Source organism: Prevotella melaninogenica (assembly GCF_018128065.1).
Lineage (GTDB): Bacteria > Bacteroidota > Bacteroidia > Bacteroidales > Bacteroidaceae > Prevotella.
Genome location: NZ_CP072360.1, coordinates 1,014,204 through 1,038,646 on the forward strand (window position 1 = coordinate 1,014,204; position 24,443 = coordinate 1,038,646).

Here is a 24,443-nt window from a genome sequence, read left to right on the forward strand (position 1 = left end):
TTCATTAGCGTCAGATATGGCTCTGTTAATGTTTATAGTTGTTGTCAATTCTCGGAGTGTCCGCAATGGACTTTATCACTCCTCGAAAGAGTAGAAAGGTAAATCTATACGAACCTTTTACTTTTTTACTCTTTTACCTTTTTGCTTTTATTTCAGTTTCTCAGCCAATACTTCCTGCAATTTGTTCTCTCTGAGATCCATTGCAACAATCTTTCCTTGTGGATCAATAAGGATGTTAGAAGGAATGCTGCGAATACCATATACAGCTGAAGCAGTTGATTCCCAACCCTTGAGGTCTGACATCTGAGGCCAAGTCATGCCCAACTTCTCAACAGCTGCTGACCATTGCAATTTCTTGTTGTCGAAGCTAACACCAATAATCTCAAGTCCTTTGTCCTTGAAACGCTTGTATGCTTCAACGACATTTGGCATCTCCTTGCGACAAGGACCACACCAGCTTGCCCAGAAGTCTACCAATACATACTTACCTTTACCAACCCAATCGCTAAGTTTTACCTGCTTGCCATTGAGGTCTTCCATTGTGAGGTCTTTGTATATTGACCCTGGTTGACGGAGCTTGTAAGAGTCGAACAATTGTTTAGGCTTTGTCATTTCTGGCTCATTGTAATAGCCAGTCTTTGGGTCGCAAAGTTCTTTCAGCTCATCAAACTCAAGGTCATACATGATTTTCGCAACGTATTTCGCTGGGAACTTTGTGTCTTTAAACTTCCTTGCAATCTCTATCGCAGTATTCTTCTGTGCGTTATAAAGCGAGTCAGCTTTCCCCACAACCTCGTTTAACTTAGCTTTCTCTGCGTCTGTGAAAGTTGCTGGGTCTTTCTTTCCAAAAACTTGAAAATCAGCTTCAAGCTTTTTATACTGTGCCTCAATTTGAGACATTTTCTCTTCGTATGGCTTGATATCCTGCGCATTTACAGTGAAAACAGTTGTAGCCAACGCTGTCATTAAAATAATCTTCTTCATGTTATTTTTTCTTTTGATAAGACTACAAAAGTAATGATTTTCTGCTTATCACAAAGGTAAATTATGTTTTTTTTAGATAGAAAGCTTTATTTCTTTCGATATAACTTGAGGTAATGTTTTTTCTTATCAATCTGTATATGTATAGCCAGCCTTTTTTGTTGTTTTGTTACGTTTATTTAGATAAAAATGTGTACCTTTGCAGCCACTTTATTGAATAGGGGTACTTGATTAACCCCCTTTAACAAAACAAGATAATGACAAAAAGTAAACAACAAGTGAGTGTGCTGTTTATGCTTTTCAGCATCCTCTTCTGTGTTTGCCTTATCGCAGCAAACATTCTTGAGACAAAGCAAATTTCAGTGTTAGGTATTTCATTGACAGGTGGATTGATTGTTTTTCCAATCTCTTACATCATCAACGACTGTGTCTGTGAGGTATGGGGCTTTCAGAAGGCTCGTCTTTTAATATGGACAGGCTTTGCGATGAACTTCTTCTTCGTTACAATGGGTGCATTGTGTGATTGGATACCAGGTGCTCCCTATTGGAATAACGATGCTGGTTTCCATGCTATTTTTGGTTTGGCTCCGCGTGTGGCGGCAGCCTCTTTCGTTGCTTTCATCGTAGGCTCATTTGCTAATGCTTATGTGATGAGTAAGATGAAGATTCGTGACAAGGGACGTAACTTCTCATTACGTGCTATTCTTAGTACTGTTGTAGGTGAGAGTTTCGACTCTATTTTTTTCTTTCCCTTGGCGTTAGGTGGCGTTGTCCCAACTGACGAACTTCCAAAGTTGATGTTGTGGCAGGTTGTCTTAAAGACGGTTTATGAGGTAATCGCTCTTCCTATCACCATCCGTGTCGTAAAAGCTTTGAAATCGCATGAGGGAGAAGATGTCTACGATAATGATGTGAACTATAGTATCTGGAAGATATTTGCATTAAGTTAAACAAAATAAATAGTTAAGCCAATAAGGTTTACTACCCTGTGAGTAGCAAACCTTATTGGCTTAATTTCATTAAAAAGAATATGGAAAGAGAGCAAGAAGGGTTAAAGTCATTAGGTTCACAAACCCAATATAGGATGGATTATGCACCCGAAGTATTAGAAACGTTTGAGAACAAACATCCCGATAATGACTATTGGGTACGTTTCAACTGCCCAGAATTTACGAGTCTGTGTCCTATTACAGGTCAACCAGACTTTGCAGAGATTCGTATTTCATACATCCCAGACGTACGTATGGTTGAGAGTAAGAGCTTAAAACTCTATCTATTCAGCTTCCGTAATCATGGTGACTTCCATGAGGATTGTGTGAATACGATCATGAAGGACCTTATCAAATTGATGGACCCTAAGTATATTGAGGTGACAGGAATCTTCACTCCACGTGGTGGTATCAGCATCTATCCTTATGCCAACTATGGTCGCAAAGGAACGAAGTATGAGAAAATTGCGGAGCAACGCTTTATCAATCATGAGTAACGAAGCAATATAAGGTAGGCTCTATCAAATGCCATCGAAATCAAATCATTAAATCATGAGTTACGTTTTGTTATCTTTCGGACTCTCTTCGACTTAAAATGCCAGTTAACTCAGTTGTTATGCTCGTATAACTTCTTCGGTCACTATCAATTTGCTCTCGAAGATAGCAACGAAATATGACAAAGCTAATTAATAGAACCGACCTAAACTTAACAACGTTTTATTATCTTCTTAATGCTTCTCAAGCCTTGTTCTTCTTTGTTCGGATGTCTCGGACAATTGTTCCCAGCCATTCGGACAACTTGTCCGAGTACTTCGGACAGTCCCTAATCGGTCTTTATACAATAAATTTCTGGTTTATCCAGGATAAAAATGGTAACGTTTAGGCAGGTTCTAAAAAACACCTTTGCCATGTTTTTAGCTTTTAGTAAATCTGATTTTGCTTACTTCTTGAAGAAGCATGGCGGACTATACGACTGAAAGAGTAAGCGAAAGATACCAGATAAAAGCAAAAAAACAGTGAAGAACAATACAAGGAACCATAATTGAACGTTAGTGGGGGGAGAGAATATGCCTTTGCTAAGTCTCATGGAAGTTATTTGTTTACCGTTTTTTGTGAGAAAGAAAATCCCCAAGGCTTATAGGTACACGGAGAAAGTTTGTTTTTGATATTTGACCTATGTGCATTGACTTTTCTTTCCGCTATTTGTTTCTCTATGTACCTTATACAGTGGTAAGTCTTCTTTATCACCCCCTTTCACCTTAAGAGCCTTTTACGAAACGCTCTTCTTGCCGTTTGTAATAGGAAGACCGTTATAGTTGACTGGATGGGTTATGATGAGGCGGTCACATGGTCTATACGAACTAAGGTCTCTCCAATTTTTTAACGGACTATTGTGTAGAAAGAAATACATATAAAATTATGCCTTATCATTGACCTAATTCATGGAAAATTAGTATCTTTGCATTTTAGTTTAGAACCGACGATATTCGTTTTGAAAGATAATAATTAAACATACATACATCGTGGCTGAAACAAAGTACATTTTCGTTACGGGCGGCGTAGTTTCTTCACTTGGTAAAGGAATTATCTCGTCATCAATCGGTAAGCTTCTTCAAGCAAGAGGTTATAACATTACCATTCAGAAATTTGATCCGTACATCAACATTGACCCAGGTACGCTAAATCCTTACGAGCATGGTGAGTGCTACGTAACAGAGGATGGTATGGAGACCGATCTCGACCTCGGTCACTATGAACGCTTCACAGGTATTAAGACCACGAAAGCCAACTCAATGACTACAGGACGTATCTACAAGAGCGTTATTGATAAGGAGCGTCGTGGTGATTACTTGGGTAAGACTATTCAGGTGGTTCCTCATATTACGGACGAAATTAAACGTAATATAAAGCTTTTGGGGCAGAAGTATCACTATGATTTCGTGATTACTGAGATTGGTGGTACTATTGGTGATATTGAGTCAGCTCCGTTCCTTGAGGCTATTCGCCAGTTGAAGTGGGAATTGGGCAAGCGCGCCATTAACCTACATCTGACTTATGTGCCTTATCTTAAGGCAGCAGGTGAGTTGAAGACAAAGCCAACTCAGCATAGCGTAAAGGAGTTGCAGAGTGTGGGTATTCAGCCTGATGTGCTTGTGTTACGTACAGAGAAGCATCTTGATGATGATATCCGTAAGAAGGTAGCAGCGTTCTGTAATGTAGATTTCGACTGCGTCGTGCAGAGTGAGGACCTTCCAAGTATCTATGATGTTCCTGTAAATATGTTGGAGCAGGGTTTGGATGCAGCTATTCTGCGTAAGTGTGGTGAGGAAGTTGGTCCTAAACCAGCACTTGGTCCTTGGAAAGAGTTCCTCGATCGTCAGCGTAAGGCAACCAAGGAGGTACACATCGGACTTGTAGGTAAATACGACTTGCAGGATGCTTATAAGAGTATTCGTGAAGGTTTGTTGCAGGCAGGTACCTATAATGACCGCAAGACAGTTATTACCTTTATCAACTCTGAGGAACTGACAGAGGAGAATGTGGCTGAGAAACTCAAGGGACAGGATGGTATTGTGATTTGTCCAGGCTTCGGTCAGCGTGGTATTGAGGGTAAGATCATTGCAGCTCACTATACTCGTACGCACGATATTCCAACCTTCGGTATCTGTCTTGGTATGCAGATGATGGTGATAGAGTTTGCTCGCAACGTCCTGGGTTATGAAGATGCTAACTCGCGTGAGATGGATGAGAAGACAACTCATAATGTGATTGATATAATGGAAGAGCAGAAGAATATCACCAATATGGGGGGTACGATGCGTTTGGGTGCTTATGAATGCGTTCTGCGTCAGGGTTCACATACTTTCAATATCTACAAGCAAGAGCATATACAAGAGCGTCATCGCCATCGTTTTGAGTTTAATAACGACTATGAGAAAGAATTTGAGAAGAATGGTATGATGTGTGTTGGGCGCAACCCTGAGAGCGACTTGGTTGAAATCGTTGAGATTTCAAGTCTGAAGTGGTATGTCGGAACACAGTTCCACCCAGAGTATCAGTCAACTGTACTCCATCCACATCCTCTCTTCCTCGACTTCGTTAAGACATCAATTGAAAATCAGAAAAACAAATAAATGGATAAAAGAACAATCACAGGGTTTGTACTTATCGCCCTGATTCTCTTTGGATTTGCTTGGTGGCAGCAGCCATCAGCTGAACAGATAGCACAGCAAAGGGCTGAATTTGTAAAGGACTCTATCGCTGCAGCCAAGAAAGCACAGAATGCAAAACTTGCTGCTGCGAAGCAGGAACAGCAGAAAGCTGTACAGGCGGCTGACACTACAGCACTGTTCTATGCAGCGTTGAATGGCAAGGCGCAGGATATTACATTGAAGAATGGTAAGGTTGAATTGACTTTGAGCACCAAGGGTGGTGTTGTGACGAAGGCGATTATCAAGAATTATGTTGGTCATGATATTGCTGTCAAAGATGGCTCAAAGGATCAGAAAGATGTTACCTTGTTTAGTGGTAATGACCAGAGTCTTAACTTTATGTTGGCTGCAAAGAATAGTAATATTGAGACAAAAGACCTTATCTTCACTCCTTCAAATGTGACAGATTCTACCGTTACACTTACAGCTACGGCTGGAGCGGGTAAGATACTCACCTTGAACTATACGCTTGGTAAGGATTACTTGCTTAATATGTCATTGCGTGCTGAAGGTATGAATGGACTCTTTGCTCCAAACTATAACCAGATGGATATCAATTGGCAGGACCGTTGTCGTCAGCAAGAACGTGGTTTTACGTTTGAGAACCGTTATGCTACGCTTACCTATAAGAAGCACGATGGTGGTACGAGTTATTTGAGTGAGACATCTGAAAAGGAAGAAACAACAGAGGACCCAATGGAATGGGTAGCTTTCAAAAATCAGTTCTTCTCTGCTGTGATGATCGCAAAGGATAACTTTGCTACGGGTGCAAAGCTTAAGAGTACACCGCTTGAGAAGTCTTCGCATTACCTTAAGCACTATGAAGCAAATATGAAAGCAGGCTTCGATCCAACTGGTAAGCGTCCTTCTGAGTTCGAGTTCTACTTCGGTCCAAACGATTTCCGTTTACTTCAGTCTGTAGAGAAAGAGAGCAAGTTTAATAAAGAACTTGATATGGAACGCCTTGTTTATCTTGGTTGGCCATTGTTCCGCATTATCAACCGTTGGTTTACGCTTTATGTATTCGATTGGTTGAGTAAGGTTTTCCCAATGGGAGTTGTGTTGATTCTCATTACCTTATTATTAAAGCTGATTACCTTCCCTATGGTGAAGAAGAGCTATATGAGCTCAGCTAAGATGCGTGTGTTGAAACCGAAATTGGATGAGGCTACCAAGCAATTCAATAAGCCAGAAGACCAGATGCAGAAGCAACAGGCTATGATGCAGAAGTATTCAGAGTATGGAGTGAGTCCTTTGTCAGGCTGTCTTCCTATGTTGATACAGATGCCAATCTGGATTGCGATGTTCAACTTCGTACCGAATGCTATTCAACTTCGTGGTCAAAGCTTCCTTTGGATGAAAGACCTCAGTACGTTTGACCCTATCTTCTCATGGAATCATGACCTTTGGCTCATAGGAGATCATATCTCATTGACATGTATTCTCTTCTGCGGTGCCAACCTGCTTTATACATGGTTTACAATGCAGCAGCAGAAAGATCAGATGGTAGGGCAACAGGCTGATCAGATGAAGATGATGCAGTGGATGATGTTTGGTATGCCATTGTTCTTCTTCTTCATGTTCAATGACTATTCATCAGGTTTGAACTTCTACTACTTTATCTCTCTCTTCTTCTCAGCTGCTATTATGTGGACATTGCGTAAGACTACCAATGAAGAGAAACTTCTTTCAATCCTTGAAGCACGTCGTGCAGAACGAAAGAACAACCCTAATAGCAATAAGGGTGGTGGACTCTTTGCTCGTATGCAGGCTTTACAAGAAATGCAGCAGAAGCAGCAAGAAGAACTTCGACGTAAGCAAGATGAACTAAATAAGAAAAAGAAAGGTCTATAACTATGAACAAAAACTTAACCATGGCAATGACTGCGGCTCTGATGATGAGCGGCGGTGTTGCACAAGCGCAAGATGTAAACATCGGACGTAACAACATTACGCTTACAAGTGATCTCATGACTCCTGAGGCGCTTTGGGCTATGGGACGTATCGGTGCTGCACAGGCTTCACCTGACGGCAAACGGATTGTCTATCAGGTAGGCTACTACAGTATTAAAGAAAACAAAGGGCATCAGGTGCTACGCGTGATGGATGCTGATGGCAAGAACGACCGTCTGCTTACTACCTCTGCAAAGAGTGAGAGTGATGCAGCGTGGCTCGACAACAACACATTAGCCTTCCTAACGGGTGGACAATTGTGGACAATGAATGCTGATGGTTCTAACCGAAAGCAGTTGACAAAGTCGGAGATTGATATTGAAGGCTTCCGCTTCTCACCAGACCGTAAGCGTGTTGTTCTCATTAAGAGTATCCCTTACTATGGCACTATCAAGAAGAACCCAAGTGACTTGCCAAAGGCAACGGGTATGGTTATCACCGATATGAACTATCGTCACTGGGACCATTACGTTACAACAAATGCACATCCTTTTGTTGCAGACGTAACAGCTGAGGGTGTTGGTGCAGGTGTTGACGTACTTGAAGGAGAACCTTATGAGAGTCCGTTGGCTCCATTCGGTGGTATTGAACAGATTGATTGGAGCAAAGACTCTAAACTTATGGCTTATACCTGTCGTAAAAAAGAAGGTACACAATATGCTATCTCTACCGATGCCGACATATATATATATAATGTAGAAACTCGCCAAACAAAGAATCTCTGCAAGCCAGCTGATTATGTTGAACCAAAGATTGATGCAACAAAGAGTATGCGCAATCAGGCTGTGAACCATCAGCCTGGAGATATGAATGTAGGTTACGATGTGAATCCTAAGTTTTCCCCTGACGGCAAGTACATTGCATGGCAGAGTATGAAGAACAATGGTTATGAAAGTGACCGCAATCGTCTCTGTGTTTATGACTTGGCAACAGGTAAGAAGACTTACGTAACAGAGAGCTTTGATTCAAATGTAGATGATTATACATGGAGTCCTAATTCCAAGGATCTTTATTTCATTGGAGTATGGCATGCTACGGTAAATGTCTATCAGACCAACCTCAAAGGTGAGGTAAAACAGTTGACAGAAGGCGACCATAACTATGTAAGTATCTCACTGCTTGGCGATAAGAAGTTACTTGCTATCCGTCAGAGTATCTCTCAGGCTAATGAAATCTTCGCTGTTACTCCTGCTAAGAAGGAGAAGGCAAGCGTTCAGACACAGCTTAGCTTTGAAAATAAGCATATCTATGACCAGTTGGCTATGGGTGACGTCAAGTCTCGTTGGGTAAAGACAACCGATGGCAAAGAGATGATGGAATGGGTAATTACTCCTCCACATTTCGATCCAAATAAGAAATATCCTACATTGCTCTTCTGTGAAGGCGGTCCACAAAGTCCTGTTTCACAGTTCTGGAGCTATCGTTGGAACTTCCAGATAATGGCGGCTAATGGCTATGTTATTATTGCTCCAAACCGTCGTGGTTTGCCAGGCTTTGGTAGTGCATGGAACGAGGAGATTAGTACTGATTGGACTGGTCAGTGTATGAAAGACTATCTCTCTGCGATTGATGATGCAGCAACCAATCTTCCATTTGTAGATAAGGACCGCTTGGGTGCCGTTGGTGCTTCCTTTGGTGGTTTCTCTGTTTACTATCTTGCAGGTATTCACAACAAGCGTTTCAAGTGTTTCATCTCACATGATGGTGCTTTTAACCTTGAGAGTATGTACACCGATACAGAAGAAGCTTGGTTTAGCAACTGGGAGTATGATGATGCCTATTGGAATAAGGATAAGACCGAGGCTGCTAAGCGCACATACGCAAATAGTCCTCATTTGAAGGTTGATAACTGGGATACTCCAATCCTTTGCATCCATGGCGAAAAGGATTATCGTATCAATGCCAACCAGGGAATGGGTGCTTTCAATGCAGCACGTCTGCGTGGTATTCCTGCAGAGTTGCTTCTCTATCCTGATGAGAATCACTGGGTATTAAAGCCACAAAACGGAGTTCTTTGGCAGCGTACATTCTTTAATTGGCTTAATCGCTGGTTGAAGAAGTAGTTGGTAAGTAGACAAGTGAACGAGTTTACAAGTAAACAAGATGCTTGATAGTATTAACTCGTTCACATGTTAACTGTAAACTTGTTCACTTTTAACTTATAATCTAACAAACAACTCGTTTACTTGTCAACTCGTAAACTTGTTAACTAATAAATTCATCATGACTGATAAAATTCAAACAACACTGAGAGATTCAGCAGCAATGCGCTGGACGGCTCTCCTCCTTTTATCCCTGGCAATGTTCTGTGCCTACATCTTTGTTGATATCCTCTCTCCAATTAAGGAGTTAATGCAGGAGCAGAGAGGTTGGGACTCAACAGCATTCGGTACTATGCAGGGTTCAGAGACATTCCTTAATGTCTTCGTTTTCTTCCTCATCTTCGCAGGTATCATCCTTGACAAGATGGGCGTTCGTTTCACTGCTATTTTGTCTGGTGCAGTGATGTTAGCAGGTGCTTTGATTAAGTACTATGCTGTTAGTGAAAGCTTTGCTGGTAGCGCACTTGACGTATGGTTTACTAATCATCTTAACCATATTCCTGTCTTTGAGCAGTTAGGCGTTTCTCCTTTCTATGAGGGGATGCCAGCATCAGCAAAGGTTGCAGCCTGTGGCTTTATGATCTTTGGCTGCGGCGTTGAGATGGCAGGTATCACCGTTTCACGTGGTATTGTAAAGTGGTTCAAGGGGCGTGAGATGGCGTTGGCAATGGGGTCAGAGATGGCTTTGGCACGTCTTGGCGTTGCTACCTGTATGATTTTCTCACCTTTCTTTGCTAAGCTCGGTGGTCATATTAGCGTATCTCGTTCAGTAGCTTTCGGTGTAGTACTCATCTGTATTGCATTGATGATGTTCGTCGTTTACTTCTTTATGGATAAGAAACTCGATTCGCAGACAGGTGAAGCTGAAGAGAAAGATGATCCATTTAAGATTAGCGACCTTGGAAAGATTCTTACCAGTATGGGCTTCTGGCTCGTAGCATTGCTCTGTGTACTTTATTATTCAGCTATCTTCCCATTCCAGAAGTATGCGGTAAATATGCTTCAGTGTAACCTTACTTTCCATGAGCCACCTGTAGGTTCATTCTGGGCTTCATCAAGTGTGACCATCGTTCAGTACCTTATTATGCTCGTTGTAGCAGCAACAGCTTTCATGTTCAACTTTATGAAGAATAAGGCTTTGAAGAACGCTATGCTCTTCTTGTCAATTCTGAGTCTTGTTGTTTACTGCTACATGGGTTATATGCGTCAGTCTGCAGAGTCTATCTTTGCCGTGTTCCCATTGCTTGCAGTAGGTATCACACCTATCCTTGGAAGCTATGTTGACCATAAGGGTAAGGCTGCATCTATGCTCGTTTTGGGTTCATTGCTACTGATTATCTGTCATCTCACCTTTGCTTTCGTTCTTCCACAATTCAAGACAAGTCAGGTAGGTGGTGTTATCGTTGCTTATGTAACCATCCTCGTTCTCGGTGCTTCGTTCTCACTTGTTCCAGCATCACTGTGGCCAAGTGTTCCAAAGCTGGTAGATGCAAAGATTATCGGTTCAGCTTACGCACTTATCTTCTGGATTCAGAACATCGGTTTGTGGTTGTTCCCATTGCTTATTGGTAAGGTACTTGATAAGACAAACGTTGGTGTTACCGACCCAACAAAGCTCAACTATACAGCTCCGCTGGTTATGTTGGCTGGACTTGGTGTAATAGCACTTGTCATTGGTCTTACTTTGAAGGTTGTTGATAAGAAACGTCATCTTGGTTTGGAAGAACCAAATATCAAAGCATAATAAGGCTGTAACAAAGGACGAAAATGCGATTATCACATATAATAATGGAATACTTGTAAGTCGATCTACAGCATAAAGATATTTAATTGGATTGTCCTCATAAGTGATTTTTTGCTTGTGAGGACATTTTTTAATGTGACGGAATATTGCATTGTTCCGTTAATGACGCTTCTTTTAGTTCATCCCAACAAGGGATTGAGGCATACCAGTCTCATCATTCCAAACTTATGATTAGCTCATCCACTGAGCTTTTGGACTCCTTTGATTTGCTTAAAATGTAAAGAAAAATCACAACTTGTTTTTCAATAGATGCTTTATTGGAGTTGAATTAACGCCCAATTGAAGTTCAAAAGATGCCCTTTTGAGGTCTTACTAACGCCCTTTTGGAGGCTAACTAAGCACCTTTTGTCACATGCTTTTGTAACTTTCTGGTTGATAGGTGGTTGCGACGATGTGAAAAATGACTTTTTTGAGCATTAAATTGACTCAATTAGAAAGTCTCTTTGTTAATATTTTTCATAATCTTCGATGGTATATAATTGGATAGACTTGAAGTTAACTAAGTAGGGTATATCGTGCGTAAAATAGATGTTGATAGTATGAAAACGAAGAAACTCGTACAGTGATTGTGCGGGTTTCTCCGTATGGACTATCCTTTGTTAAAGGGTTTTGTGTGTTTCTACGCTATAAATAGGTAGAAAGTAGTTTTACTCTCCATCCTCTTCTTCATCCTCCAGAACGATGTCATCCACCTTCATACCCTCGATAGGTAAGGTGCGGTCGATAACAGCATTGTAAGAGATAGAACTCTCGCTGCGTGACAGACCAAGTGGCATCAGCTTGTCGTGAATAACAGACATAAGGTGATGGTTGTTGTAAGCGTAAATCTTCAAGAAGAGGTCATACTCACCTGTGGTGTAGTGACACTCTACAATCTCTGGGATCTGACGCAAAGCTTCAACAACATCATCAAATTTTTCTGGGTTTTTAAGGTTCAAACCAATAAAAGCACAGGTCTCATAACCGATACGTTCAGGGTCAATAATAAATTGTGAACCTTTTATTACTCCAAGGTTTGTTAGCTTCTGAATACGTTGATGAATAGCTGCACCGCTAACATTACAAGCACGTGCAACCTCAAGGAATGGAATTCGTGCATCCTCAGAGATGAGGTGCAGAATCTTTTTGTCAAGACGGTCTAAACTTCTATGTGCCATTATTATCTATGTTATTTTGCATACAAAGTTATTAAAAAACTTCTAATTAGCAAAATGAAATGTTGTTTTTTACAACGAATTACAACTTTATGGCTTACTTCAGTTTATTATTTCTACTCATAGTAGCAGTAAAGTTGACATTCAATACGTTAGCCTCTCTCAAAGCTTGTTTGAGATCCATAATCGTACCCATATCAGCATTACGGTCTGCCTTAATGCTTATGCTGAGTTGTTTGCGCTGTTCTTGAGGTAATGCGGCTGAGAGTTGAATAAGATATTTTTTAATTTCAGGGATGGTCGTGATATTGTCATTTAACTGTATCACCATCTTTTCCCCTTCTACTTGACCCAGCTTGTTGATTGGCCGACCGATATAGATGTGTTGTATACTTGAATTGTTATACATTCGTGAGAGTTCTGTTGCCATTGGCACTTGATACTTTACGTGTACAGTTGTTTTCCTCATGTGAACAACTAACATGAAGAAGAAGAGGATAGAGAATATAAGGTCGGGCATTGAAGCTGTGTTCAATGCTGGGATTTCATGATTTCTGCCACGATAGAATTTCATTTCGGACCTCCTTTATCTGTTTTGTCAGCTGTAGTAACATTATAAACTTCTGATATACGCATGGGTATTTCATCTGTTATTTGTTTCTGCTGTTCATGACTACATAGCTCAAATTCTTTGCCAAAAAGATTGAACGCTTGTTGGTTGCGTAGGGTGTTGTAGGCTGCTACTAACTGATTTTGTACGTGGAGATAAGTATCGTATGAAGCATCGCGATCACTTTGTAATTGGATAAGGTGTCCTTTTCCATTGGTTTGAATGAACTGTGTTACTCGTTGTAGAAGTTCTTTCATCGTCACAACTTTGCCATCAAGTGTAACTTGGTTTTTGGCATCAATAGCAATACGGATAACCTTTTTGCTATCAACGGCAACTGGAGGTGTTTTCGTTTTGTCTATGGCTGGCAACTGGCGTGATAATCCTTTGTCAAGGTCCATTGAAGAAGCGACAAGGAAGAATATCAACAGCATAAAAGAGATGTCAGCTGTTGATGTTGTATTTAGTATAGGCACTTTTCTTCGTTCTCTCTTACGAAACATCATTTCCCACGTCCCTTTCTGTAATAACGTGTCGCACCAAAGGTTACAACTCCTGCTGCAAGGATGAGAAGGAGTAGTGAACTGTTTACAAACATATCTGTCATTCGAAGCCAGAAACTGTCGGTGAAATTCTGCCCATTGACCATCATTGTCTGCGTTGAACCAAAGATAAATGTCAAGAGGAGTATAAGTGCTGTCACACCATAAATGATGTAGGTTATCTTTCTGGCAGGAATACCATTCGTAACTCCCTCGTTTTTGTTAGCGCGTTGTATACCACGAATAACGGCAAAAATAGAAGCTAAAGTTGTAATAACAAGCAATCCCCACATAAATCCAAGTAAGACATCGGTAAGCATAGGTGCATTGAAGGAGGTGTTGCCAGCATAAGGTGTGTCATAACCAATAAGATAGAACGCCAAAAAGACAATAGCTGATAAGGCTACTATCATGTAGAGAACGCGTTGTGATATGCGCTCTTCGTCCATCTTTGCTATTCCTTTTATATTTTTCATACGACCTGTTTTAATTCAGAAGTTATAATTCTGAATTACCATTATGGTTTGTTTTCAACTTGTATTTCATTATCGCATCTAACAGTGAGATGGCTGATTCCTCCATCTGTGCTGTGATATGGTCAATCTTTGAGAGGATGTAGTTGTAGAAGATTTGCAAAACAAGTGCTACAATGATACCGAAGATAGTCGTAATCAAAGCTACCTTCATACCTGATGCAACAATTGTTGGACTGATGTCTCCAGCCTCTTGTATCTGGTCGAATGCCATTACCATACCGATAACAGTACCAAGAAATCCAAGTGATGGAGCCATTGCGATAAAGAGCGTTATCCATGAACATCCTTTTTCAAGGTTTGCACTTTGTACACTACCATATGAAGTGACGCTGCGTTCGATGTTTTCAATAGAATCGTCTATTCGTAGTAAACCTTGATAACAGATGGATGCTACTGGTCCACGTGTGTCACGGCTCAAGGCTTTTGCTTGCTCAATCTCGCCAGCGACAATCATATCTTCCAGTTTACCAACAAATCGTTTAGCATCAATCTCCGAAAGACTTAGGTAAATAATACGCTCTATGCAGAACGCCAAGCCCAACACTAAAGCTAATGCTACCAGCGACATAAATCCCGCATTACCCTCAATAAACTTTCGTTTCAGCGACTGATGTATGCCTGTGTCCTGAGGAGTGGATGTTTTAACGGTTGCGGTGTCAGCAACGCCAGTCTCATTTAGGGCTTCATCCGAAAGTGTATCAGCAGTAGCTGTAGCAGCTGCTCCTGTCGTCGCTTGGGCTGAAACAATAACCGAACAAGAGAAAGTTAGAATCGTTATGAATGAAAACAGTGTTATTAATCTCTTCATGTTAAATACCTATAATAGTCTCCTTTATTAAAATTTTATCGTTTCTTGATTGATTAAAGATAAATCAATCTAAACGATTTTAGCATTGAGAATAACTTGTTATTTATTTCTTTTTATTTTCTGACAGATGTCGAAATATTCTTTTCTTCAGCTTTTTGGGCTTCTTTATTCGCTTCTATAGCATTTTTCTTGCGATGATATTGCATCACTTTTTTGCCAAAGAGGGCAGCCATTGAGTCTGCAGAGAGATAACGCATTGAGCCAGAGTCAAATCCAACAGAGTCTTGTGGAATACGATGTCCCTTTTCATCAATCGTGTCTTTAAAGATGTAGAGTCTGCCATTGAAGATGTGCCAGCTTGTGTAAACAGTCACCTTGGGGTATTCAACAGGACTTTCATCTTCCAAAGAGTTGGCTTTCATAATATAACCTACTGGTGAAGCCTGATTGTAACTCTTTAGTGTAAAACCGTATTCACGTGGTATAAAGAGTGCTTTCTTCATCGAATCACTCATTTCAGCCAAAATCTCTTCTTCTGTTTTCGTTGGGTTTGGCTTTAACTTCGGTAGAACTTGGAAAGTCCAAGTACCCTTCATCTGTTCAAGGTCAATAACCATTACGGCCTCAAGTGAGTCAATGGGGTTAGGTACGATTGCCAATGCATCGCCGATCTGCGGTGTTCCGTAGACCATACCATTACGTTTAGCCGTTACAATGTCAAACTTTATTGGGTCGCCTCCCTCGTTAGGTAGGAGAACAATCACAGAGTCAGAACAGCCGTCACACGCCAATCCATAGCGTGTGCTATCACCTTTTAGTTGGACTTCCACATCAATCGCTCTGCTGTCTCCTGTCGATACCTGATTGTAGCAAGCCGTAAGAAGAAGTAATGTAAAAGCGATGAGAGGAAAAAACAATTTCTTCATGTACTAACTTTTAGACTGCAAAGATAGTCAATTATTGCAAAAATGTTAGCTGTCAGTCGTTTTTTGGAAATTTTTATCTAATTTTGCAGGTCAGATTGCATGTTGCAATCCCTTTATTTAGATAATATATTGAATATATATATGGGAAAGAAAATTCAGTTCAGTCTCATTTATCGAGACATGTGGCAGAGTTCTGGTAAGTTCCAGCCACGCAAGGATCAGTTGGTACGTATTGCACCTATCTTTATTGAGATGGGTTGTTTCGCACGTGTAGAGACCAATGGTGGTGCTTTCGAGCAGGTAAACCTTTTGGCAGGTGAAAACCCTAATGAGTCTGTACGTGCCTACACCAAGATTCTGCATGAGGCTGGTATCAAGACTCATATGCTTGACCGCGGTCTGAACGCTTTGCGTATGTATCCTGTTCCTGATGATGTTCGTGCGATGATGTATCGTGTAAAGCATGCTCAGGGTGTGGATATCACTCGTCTCTTCGACGGTCTGAACGACATTCGTAATATTGCGCCTGCATTGAAGTGGGCTAAGGAAGCTGGTATGACTCCACAGGGTACACTCTGTATCACTACCTCTCCTGTTCATACAATTGAATACTACTGTAAGTTGGCTGACGAGGAAATCGCAGCTGGTGCGGAGGAGCTTTGCTTGAAGGATATGGCTGGTATCGGTCAGCCTGCATTCCTTGGCGAGTTGACTCGTCGCATTAAGGAGAAGCACCCAGACGTACTCCTTGAGTATCACGGTCATTCTGGTCCTGGCTTGTCAATGGCTTCTATGCTTGAGGTAGCTAAGAACGGTATTGATATCCTTGACGTTGCTATTGAGCCATTGTCATGGGGTAAGGTACATCCAGACGTTATTTCTGTACAGAGCATGTTGAAGAATGCAGGCTTTGATGTACCAGAAATTAACATGGATGCCTACATGAAGGCTCGTGCTATGACTCAGGAGTTCATTGATGAGTGGCTCGGCTACTTCATTAACCCACAGAATAAGATTATGAGTTCATTGCTTCTTAGCTGTGGTTTGCCAGGTGGTATGATGGGTTCAATGATGGCTGACCTCGGTGGTATCCGTTCAACTATCAATAACCTCCGCAAGAAGAAGGGCGAGGCAGAACTTTCTGTAGATGATATGCTTGTTAAGTTGTTCGATGAGGTAGCATACGTATGGCCACGCGTTGGTTATCCTCCATTGGTAACTCCATTCTCACAATACACAAAGAACATTGCTCTTATGAACCTCCTCACCCTTGAGCAGGGTAAGGGTCGCTTCGTAATGATGGATGATTCTATGTGGGGTATGATTCTTGGTAAGAGTGGTCGTGTCCCCGGTGAGATTTGTCAGGAGTTGAAAGACCTTGCTAAGGAGAAGGGTCTTGAGTTCACTGATGCCGACCCTCACACCTTACTTCCAAACGCTCTTGACGACTTCCGCAAGGAAATGGATGAGAATGGATGGGATTACGGACAGGATGATGAGGAACTCTTCGAGTTAGCTATGCACCCAGAGCAGTACCGCAACTACAAGAGCGGACAGGCTAAGAAGAACTTCCTCGCCGACCTTCAGGCAGCAAAGGATGCTAAACTCGGCGCAAAGGTAAGTCCAGAGGAAGCCGCAGCATTCAAGCATGCTAAGGCTGATGCTATTGTTTCTCCTGTTAAGGGTCAGCTCTTCTGGGAGTTCCAGGGTGATGGTGAGGCTGCTCCAGCTATTGAACCATTCATCGGTAAGGAGTATAAAGAAGGTGATGTGTTCTGTTACATTCAGGCTCCTTGGGGTGAGTTCGTAACTGTTCCTGCTGCCCTCGGTGGCAAGTTGGTTGAGATCAACGCAAAGCAGGGTGCTAAGGTAGATAAGGGCGAGGTTATCGCTTACATTGAGAGAGCACACGAAGAATAAGAAAAGAATATCCTAAATGGTAGGGCCACGGTTCCTCATTCATGGCGATATAAGTCGTTGGAGTGGGGAAGTGTGGCTTTTTTAATGAATATGGATTATCAGGCAATTATCGATAAATACTATCCTGAGGATAACGAATTAAGACGAATCCTTCTTGTTCATAGTCGTTCTGTTGCAGATAAGGCTCTTGCTATTGCCGACCGTCATCCAGAGTTATCGCTTGACCGTCAGTTTATAGAGGAAGCTGCTATGCTACATGATATTGGTATTGTTCGTTGTAATGCTCCTGGCATACAATGCTTTGGTACCGAGCCTTATATTTGTCATGGTCGTATTGGCGCTGATATGTTGCGTGCAGAAGGCTTCCCTCGACATGCCCGTGTTTGTGAACGTCATACGGGAGCAGGTATAACGCGCAGCCAAATTATCGCACAAAAGCTACCACTTCCAGAACAAGATTTCCTTCCTGAAACAATGGAAGAAAAGGTCATTTGTTATGCAGATAAGTTCTTTTCTAAGACACATCTTGATAAAGAAAAGACTGTTGAGCAAGCAATGGCAAGCCTTTCTAAGTTTGGAGAGGAAGGACTTGCTCGTTTCCGAGCGTGGGTAAAAATATTCTAAGCCTTTTGATGGGTGTCACCTTACGTGCGTTAATGCTTCAAACGCTTTTGTTCTTTTTTCAGAGTTGTCAAGCCCATAGTGATGCATAACACATTATTTATTTATTATATTTGGAATAGTTTAAGTCATTATTTCTTTGTACTTTTGTCGTATGATAAGAAAGAATCCCTATACAGAGGAGAAATACAAGCATTATAAGGTGACGGAATCTGCTCTGTTGCTTGAATGGTTGTTGGCTAATCTGAATGAGAGCAAGAACAAGGTGAAAGCAACGCTACAGAACCGTGGTATCAAGGTGAACAGCAAGTGCGTTACGCAGTTCGATCATCAGCTGAAAGCTGGTGACAAGATATCAGTCAGCAAGAGCAAAAAGAACGATTTGTTCCACAGTCGCTATGTGAAGATTGTCTATGAAGATAAATTCTTGGTTGTGGTTGAAAAGAACATTGGTATACTTTCGATGGCAGCAGGTCATTCCTCGTTGAACGTGAAGACTGTTCTTGATGATTATTTCCGCAAGACAAAGCAGAAATGTTCTGCTCATGTTGTGCATCGCCTTGATCGTGATACGTCGGGATTAATGATTTATGCAAAGGATATGCAAACCGAGCAGTTGCTGGAGCATGACTGGCATAATATTGTTTACGATCGCCGTTATGTGGCTGTTGTAAGTGGTGAGATGGAAAACGATGAGGGGACGATTGCCAACTGGTTAAAGGACAATAAGTCATATATTACTTATAGTTCACCTGTGGATAATGGCGGAAAATATGCTGTCACGCATTTTCATGTACTTGACCGTACGGTTGCGCATAGTCTCGTGGAGTATCAGTTAGAGACAGGTCGGAAGAATCAGATTCGTGTACATTCAGCCGACATGGGGCATCCTGTCTGCGGTGACATCAAGTATGGAAATGGCGATGATCCGCTGCGCCGACTTTGCTTGCACGCATACGTGCTTTGTTTCTATCATCCTGTTACACACCAGCGCATGGAGTTTGAAACACCAGTGCCGGCCTTGTTCAAACATTTATTCAAGTAATAGAAAAACTCCGCTGTAGGAAACAATATTCTCGTATTTTGATATCTTTGTCATGTCGTGTAGATTTATACTACTTTTTTTGACATTAAAAAGTTAGTGAAAATTCTGCAAACGCAAAACTCTGAGGAACTTTATTGTTCCTCAGAGGCTTATAAATATGTTGACAAGAAATTGTGTATCTGGTTGTGGAATTAAGGATACTCATAAGGAAAAAATAAGAAAAAAGATATGAATCCAAGGCTGATAACCCCAAATGTTATCCAAGATTAATATAGATTTGTGTATTTTTCTTCTGTTATATAGTATAACGATTTGATACGAAAAGAGTATCTACAGAATATTACAAAGCCTTTGTAATCTCTCTACAAGCGCCTTGTAATTTCTCTACAAAGCCTTTGTAATGTTCTGTAATGCCACCTCTACCATTCCCGTTCGTCCTTGTAATTATCGAAACAGGCTCCTTCTGCGTATCCATAAGCTATGAAGATGCTGTTGATATATTCCTGTTCAGCAGGTGTAATGCCTTTTTTACCATTACGACGAACGTAGTAAGAGCCATTCCCGAAGTGCCTAACAAGCGTTCCTCGTATCCTCGCAATATCGGTTGCCAGTACTTTGTCGAACGTATGTCCCATTCCGTAAGCTATGCGTACAATACGGTCCGCTTTATAGTAGTCACAGTTTTCTCCACCGTTTACAGACGGATTTACGCATTGTACGATTTTCTCTTTATTGATGTTTTCGCATGCAACGATCTGGCGCAGGCATGTCTTAGCCTTCTTGCAGGCTGTGTTATAGCATAAAAGATAGTGTTTCGGGGCATCTTGATACTTGTTCTTGTTTTCCATTTCGGTTGTAGTTTCTTGAAATTTCATATTATTCACGGTGTTTCCTTTTCATGTATGGGATTACAGAATACAAAAGTAATAAATTCAGTTTGTATTCGAGTGAATATAGAGCGATAATCTTTCAGAAAGGTAGAGCTTCTGTTAAGATGGTTTAATAGTGATTAGTTATTATATAGGAGCTGTAAAATGATGTTAAAATCAAGGTGCGGTCGTTTGCGATATAAGTTTCTTTTTATATCTTTGCAATAAAAAGTAATGGTTTAGTCGATTTTAGGTAAAAAAAGATTGTAAGGATAAGTAGTTCGTAATAGTATGATAAGGGGGCGTGGCACGGATAATAGTTGATGATGGAAGGAAGTGATGCGCCCCTTATGAATATTCATAGGATGAACAAAGTAAAGATTATTTTCTACTATTCAAAGGTGTATTATGGCTCTATACAGATGTAGCTCATCTTGCGTTTAGCCGTTTGACTGCTTGAAGTTTGTGGCGAAAATGCCTATAAGGCTTCGTTTCTCTGAAGAATTCACGAATCTTTGTGGTGCTATCTTTTGGCGTGGTAGAGTAGGTAGATATAGTCTTTACGTATTAAAAATAATATTGTAGAATTTAATAAAGAATTAAGAATTATGGCAACAGTTTATGATTTCAGTTTGAAAGACAAGAAAGGTAACGAGGTAAGTCTCGAGGCATATAAGGGTAAGGTACTCCTTATCGTAAACACAGCAACAGGTTGTGGCTTCACTCCACAGTATGAGGATTTGGAGGCAATGTATCGCAGTCTGAAGGAGAAGGGTCTTGAGATTCTTGATATCCCATGTGATCAGTTCGGTCATCAGGCACCAGGTACAGACGAGGAAATTCACGAGTTCTGTACAGCAAAGTTTGGTACTGACTTCCCACAGTTCAAGAAGAGTGAGGTGAACGGTGCTAACGAGCTTCCTCTCTACACTTGGTTGAAGAGTCAGAAGGGCTATGCTGGTGGTGCTTATGAGGAGAAGTTGGCTGCTATCATGGAAGACCTTTACAACAAGGCAAACACAGAACCACGCAAGCAGAACGACATTCAGTGGAACTTTACAAAGTTCCTCGTTAACCGCAATGGTGCGGTTGTTGCACGCTTCGAGCCAACAGTTGACCTTAAGGAGGTTCAGAAGGCTGTTGAGGCTGCATTGTAATCAGTACTGACAAGTAAGTTTTTATAGCCCTAAATGGGGTAATGGTTAAGGATTTGTAGTTCTTAGTGGGGTTAAACTATAAATGAAATCTTCCCATAAAGCAGATAATGCAGGGAGGTGAAGTTTTTGGTTTAACCCCATCTAAATTCACTTATCCTTTTTTATATAAGTTCAATGGGTAAAAATGTCTGTAATTATTGATGAATTCCGCAAAGAGGTCTATGAAGTCGTTTCATCTATTCCACGTGAACGTGTGCTGAGTTATGGACAAATAGCGTGGCTTATAGGCTATCCAAGGCATGCTCGCTTGGTAGGAAGGATACTACGTGAGGTCGCTGAGACAGAAGCCTTGCCTTGTCATAGGGTGGTGAGTAGTTCTGGACGTATGGCTCCTTGCTGGTTTGAGCAGCGTGGATTACTTGAAAGAGAGGGGATTACATTTCGTCCTAATGGCAGTGTCGATATGAAAAAATGGCAATGGAGACTTGAAAAATAATGTTTCTATTGTCATTTTTGGATCTATGGATAGAACAAAGGAAAAGAAGAGCAAAGTCAAAGTGAAGTATATTTCTTTTTGATTTATGTCCGTCATTCCTTTGTAGACTGAAATAAAAGCATTAATTTTGTAGGCATAAAAAGAAAAGCAAATGCAGGCAATGATTTTTGCAGCCGGACTCGGTACCCGTTTGAAACCGCTTACTGACACAATGCCAAAAGCGTTGGTAAGGGTAGGCGGTGCGTCACTGCTTGAGCATGTAATCAGGAGATTAATAGATGCTGGATGCAGTCGTATGGTTGTCAATGTACATCATTTTGCAAACCAGATAACAGACTATTTGGATGCACACAATTATGGTGTGGATATCCATGTGTCTGATGAAACAGAGCAGCTCCTTGACACTGGTGGAGGTATCAAGCGAGCTGCTTCGCTTTTTGATCAGCATCAGCCAGTGCTGATTCATAACGTGGACATATTAAGTAATGTGGATTTAGCTGCCTTCTATCGTCATGCTTTAGAAACAAAGGCAGATGCTCTGCTATTAGTAAGCTGTCGTGTGACCCAACGTTATTTAGTATTTGATAATGATATGCGTTTGGTAGGCTGGACAAATGTGGCTACAGGCGAGGTAAAGTCACCTCATGCTGAGATACGTCAGTTGCATTTCGTATCACCAACAGAGGAAGAAAGTTCTTATTATCAGAACAACTGCTACCTCTGTGCCTTCTCTGGTATACACGTGTTAGCTCCCTCTGTGGTACAAACTGTTGAGGCTGTTGATAAGGATAAGTTCCCAATTATGGACTTTTATCTCAACAACTGCGACACACTTGATATCCGTGGCGAACTAAAAACCGACCTTCATCTACTTGATGTAGGCAAACTCGACAGCTTGCAAGCTGCTGAAGACTTTATTGCAAATTCAGAGTATCGAAGCTCTAAGACGGAGAACTGATATTCTTAAAATACATTCATTTACATGCAACAGAAGATTATCATTTTGGATTTCGGCTCACAGACGACACAGCTTATTGGTCGTCGTGTGCGTGAGTTGGATACCTTCTGCGAGATCCTCCCTTACAACAAGTTCCCGAAGGATGACCCATCTGTGATTGGTGTGATTCTTTCTGGCTCACCTTATTCCGTACATGACCCAGAGGCTTTCAAGGTAGACCTCAATCTGTTTATCGGTAAGATTCCTGTTCTCGGTATCTGCTATGGTGCTCAGTATATCTCTTATTCAAATGGTGGTAAGGTAGAACAGACGGGCTCACGAGAGTATGGTCGTGCCAACTTAGAGCGTATCGACCTTAACAACCCACTTTTCGCAGGCTTTGAGAAAGGCTCGCAGGTATGGATGAGTCATGGTGATACGATTACTGCTATCCCTGAGGATTACGATATTATCGCCTCAACAGGTGATGTTAAGTATGCTGCTTTTGCATCAAAGACACAGCCAGTATGGGCAGTTCAGTTCCATCCAGAGGTTTACCACTCATTGCAGGGTAAGCAGATGTTGGAGAACTTCGTTGTGAATATCTGTGGTAGCAAACAGGAGTGGAGTGCAGCTTCGTTCGTAGAGAGTGCTGTTCAGGAAATTCGTGAACAGGTAGGTAACGACCGCGTTATCCTTGGTCTTTCAGGCGGTGTTGACTCTTCTGTTTGTGCAGTATTGCTCAATAAGGCTATCGGTAAGAACCTTACTTGTATCTTCGTAGACCACGGTATGCTCCGTAAGAACGAATTTACAAAGGTGATGGATGCTTATAAGGGACTCGGACTGAACGTTATCGGTGTTGATGCATCAGATAAATTCTTTAAGGATCTTGAAGGTGTTACTGACCCAGAGCAGAAGCGTAAGATTATTGGTCGCGACTTCGTTGAAGTGTTCAATGCTGAGGCAAAGAAAATTACAGATGCTAAGTGGCTTGCACAGGGTACGATTTATCCTGACCGTATTGAGAGTTTGAGCATTACGGGTATGGTTATCAAGAGTCACCATAACGTGGGTGGACTTCCAGAGGAGATGCACCTGCAGCTTTGTGAGCCACTTCGTTGGCTCTTCAAGGATGAGGTTCGCCGTGTCGGTTATGAGCTTGGAATGCCAGAGCGTCTTATCAAGCGTCATCCATTCCCAGGTCCAGGTCTTGCTGTTCGCATCTTGGGCGATATCACTCGTGATAAGGTTCGTATTCTTCAGGATGCTGATGATATCTATATAGAGAAGATGCACAACTATACTATGTCAGATGGTTCAAGTCTTTACGACCACGTTTGGCAGGCAGGTACAGTGTTGCTCTCTACGATTCGTTCCGTAGGAGTGATGGGTGATGAGCGTACGTATGAGCATCCAGTTGCTTTACGTGCTGTTACGTCAATGGATGCAATGACAGCTGACTGGGCACATCTTCCTTACGATTTCATGGCAGATGTTTCCAACGAAATCATCCGTAAGGTGAAGGGTGTTAACCGTGTATGTTATGATATCTCTTCAAAACCACCTTCAACAATCGAGTGGGAGTAAGATAGAATATTGACAATATCGAATGATAGGGGTGCGCTTGCGTCCCTATTTTTCTTTATACAATATCATAAAGGAAAAAGAGTGAAGAAATGATTTTAAGCTTTGTTACACTGCAATATGTCGTTTGTTCTATTAATAATCAGGGTGTAAAGCTTTGTTTTTGTTGGTTAATTCTATCATAGTTCCCTGTC

Annotated in this window: 21 protein-coding genes; 13 read left to right on the forward strand and 8 right to left on the reverse strand. The window is 41.4% G+C overall.

From position 1 onward, the window contains the following. Window positions 1-147 precede the first annotated feature (147 nt). On the reverse strand, window positions 148-984 hold the full coding sequence (locus tag J5A56_RS09915) for a peroxiredoxin family protein (protein ID WP_021672933.1): 837 nt from the start codon (window positions 982-984) through the stop codon (window positions 148-150). Between the two features lie 254 nt (window positions 985-1,238). Between J5A56_RS09915 and J5A56_RS09920 the strand changes: the two genes are divergently transcribed. The 6 genes from J5A56_RS09920 to J5A56_RS09945 all read left to right on the forward strand — a co-directional run bounded on the left by J5A56_RS09920 (window position 1,239) and on the right by J5A56_RS09945 (window position 10,981). Then, window positions 1,239-1,931 (forward strand): queuosine precursor transporter, encoded by a 693-nt coding sequence (locus J5A56_RS09920; protein WP_021672934.1) that lies wholly within the window; start codon window positions 1,239-1,241, stop codon window positions 1,929-1,931. 80 nt (window positions 1,932-2,011) lie between these two features. Further along, on the forward strand, window positions 2,012-2,467 hold the full coding sequence (queF, locus tag J5A56_RS09925; protein ID WP_021672935.1) for a preQ(1) synthase: 456 nt from the start codon (window positions 2,012-2,014) through the stop codon (window positions 2,465-2,467). A 1,026-nt stretch (window positions 2,468-3,493) separates the two neighbouring features. Next, the gene (locus J5A56_RS09930) at window positions 3,494-5,104 is read left to right on the forward strand and encodes a CTP synthase (protein WP_021672937.1); all 1,611 of its coding nucleotides are present in this window, start codon (window positions 3,494-3,496) and stop codon (window positions 5,102-5,104) included. Continuing rightward, a complete protein-coding gene (gene yidC / locus J5A56_RS09935) occupies window positions 5,105-7,036 on the forward strand; it encodes a membrane protein insertase YidC (protein WP_021672938.1) in 1,932 nt (643 codons plus the stop codon). 2 nt (window positions 7,037-7,038) lie between these two features. Beyond that, window positions 7,039-9,198, forward strand: coding sequence for a S9 family peptidase (locus J5A56_RS09940; protein WP_021672939.1), 2,160 nt, complete (start codon window positions 7,039-7,041; stop codon window positions 9,196-9,198). A 160-nt stretch (window positions 9,199-9,358) separates the two neighbouring features. Beyond that, window positions 9,359-10,981 (forward strand): MFS transporter, encoded by a 1,623-nt coding sequence (locus J5A56_RS09945; protein WP_021672940.1) that lies wholly within the window; start codon window positions 9,359-9,361, stop codon window positions 10,979-10,981. Between the two features lie 707 nt (window positions 10,982-11,688). On the opposite strand, the gene J5A56_RS09950 is transcribed toward J5A56_RS09945, so the two are convergent. The 6 genes from J5A56_RS09950 to J5A56_RS09975 form a co-directional block, all read right to left on the reverse strand. After that, window positions 11,689-12,198, reverse strand: a complete 510-nt coding sequence (locus tag J5A56_RS09950) for an Lrp/AsnC family transcriptional regulator (protein ID WP_021672941.1) — start codon at window positions 12,196-12,198, stop codon at window positions 11,689-11,691. A gap of 94 nt (window positions 12,199-12,292) precedes the next feature. Beyond that, entirely contained in the window at window positions 12,293-12,769 is a 477-nt protein-coding gene (locus tag J5A56_RS09955; RefSeq protein ID WP_021672942.1) for an ExbD/TolR family protein, read from the reverse strand. After that, the gene (locus J5A56_RS09960) at window positions 12,766-13,311 is read right to left on the reverse strand and encodes an ExbD/TolR family protein (protein ID WP_021672943.1); all 546 of its coding nucleotides are present in this window, start codon (window positions 13,309-13,311) and stop codon (window positions 12,766-12,768) included. The genes J5A56_RS09955 and J5A56_RS09960 overlap by 4 nt, the downstream gene beginning before the upstream one ends. Further along, window positions 13,308-13,823 carry a hypothetical protein gene (locus J5A56_RS09965; RefSeq protein ID WP_021672944.1) on the reverse strand — a complete coding sequence of 172 codons (516 nt, stop codon included), beginning with the start codon at window positions 13,821-13,823 and terminating at the stop codon, window positions 13,308-13,310. Before J5A56_RS09965 ends, J5A56_RS09960 begins: the two co-directional genes overlap by 4 nt. A 22-nt stretch (window positions 13,824-13,845) precedes the next feature. Continuing rightward, the gene (locus J5A56_RS09970; RefSeq protein WP_021672945.1) at window positions 13,846-14,691 is read right to left on the reverse strand and encodes a MotA/TolQ/ExbB proton channel family protein; all 846 of its coding nucleotides are present in this window, start codon (window positions 14,689-14,691) and stop codon (window positions 13,846-13,848) included. A 113-nt stretch (window positions 14,692-14,804) separates the two neighbouring features. Continuing rightward, window positions 14,805-15,617: a hypothetical protein gene (locus J5A56_RS09975; RefSeq protein ID WP_021672946.1), complete on the reverse strand. Its 813-nt coding sequence runs from the start codon at window positions 15,615-15,617 to the stop codon at window positions 14,805-14,807. 141 nt (window positions 15,618-15,758) lie between these two features. Between J5A56_RS09975 and J5A56_RS09980 the strand changes: the two genes are divergently transcribed. From J5A56_RS09980 to J5A56_RS09990, 3 genes are all read left to right on the forward strand, one after another. Then, complete coding sequence (locus J5A56_RS09980; protein WP_036920393.1) at window positions 15,759-17,537, forward strand: oxaloacetate decarboxylase; 1,779 nt, start codon at window positions 15,759-15,761, stop codon at window positions 17,535-17,537. Between the two features lie 90 nt (window positions 17,538-17,627). After that, window positions 17,628-18,161, forward strand: a complete 534-nt coding sequence (locus J5A56_RS09985; RefSeq protein ID WP_036920408.1) for an HD domain-containing protein — start codon at window positions 17,628-17,630, stop codon at window positions 18,159-18,161. A 151-nt stretch (window positions 18,162-18,312) separates the two neighbouring features. Further along, complete coding sequence (locus J5A56_RS09990) at window positions 18,313-19,203, forward strand: RluA family pseudouridine synthase (RefSeq protein WP_021672949.1); 891 nt, start codon at window positions 18,313-18,315, stop codon at window positions 19,201-19,203. Window positions 19,204-19,622: 419 nt separating this feature from the next. Here the strand turns inward: J5A56_RS09990 and J5A56_RS09995 are convergent, their stop codons facing one another. Then, window positions 19,623-20,078, reverse strand: a complete 456-nt coding sequence (locus tag J5A56_RS09995; protein ID WP_021672950.1) for a DUF6078 family protein — start codon at window positions 20,076-20,078, stop codon at window positions 19,623-19,625. Between the two features lie 602 nt (window positions 20,079-20,680). Here J5A56_RS09995 and J5A56_RS10000 point away from each other — a divergent pair. From J5A56_RS10000 to guaA, 4 genes are all read left to right on the forward strand, one after another. After that, a complete protein-coding gene (locus tag J5A56_RS10000; RefSeq protein WP_021672951.1) occupies window positions 20,681-21,229 on the forward strand; it encodes a glutathione peroxidase in 549 nt (182 codons plus the stop codon). 184 nt (window positions 21,230-21,413) lie between these two features. Next, window positions 21,414-21,725, forward strand: coding sequence for an MGMT family protein (locus tag J5A56_RS10005; RefSeq protein ID WP_021672952.1), 312 nt, complete (start codon window positions 21,414-21,416; stop codon window positions 21,723-21,725). 151 nt (window positions 21,726-21,876) lie between these two features. After that, window positions 21,877-22,683 (forward strand): nucleotidyltransferase family protein, encoded by an 807-nt coding sequence (locus J5A56_RS10010; RefSeq protein WP_021672953.1) that lies wholly within the window; start codon window positions 21,877-21,879, stop codon window positions 22,681-22,683. A 24-nt stretch (window positions 22,684-22,707) separates the two neighbouring features. Then, on the forward strand, window positions 22,708-24,252 hold the full coding sequence (gene guaA, locus J5A56_RS10015) for a glutamine-hydrolyzing GMP synthase (RefSeq protein WP_021672954.1): 1,545 nt from the start codon (window positions 22,708-22,710) through the stop codon (window positions 24,250-24,252). Window positions 24,253-24,443 lie beyond the last annotated feature (191 nt).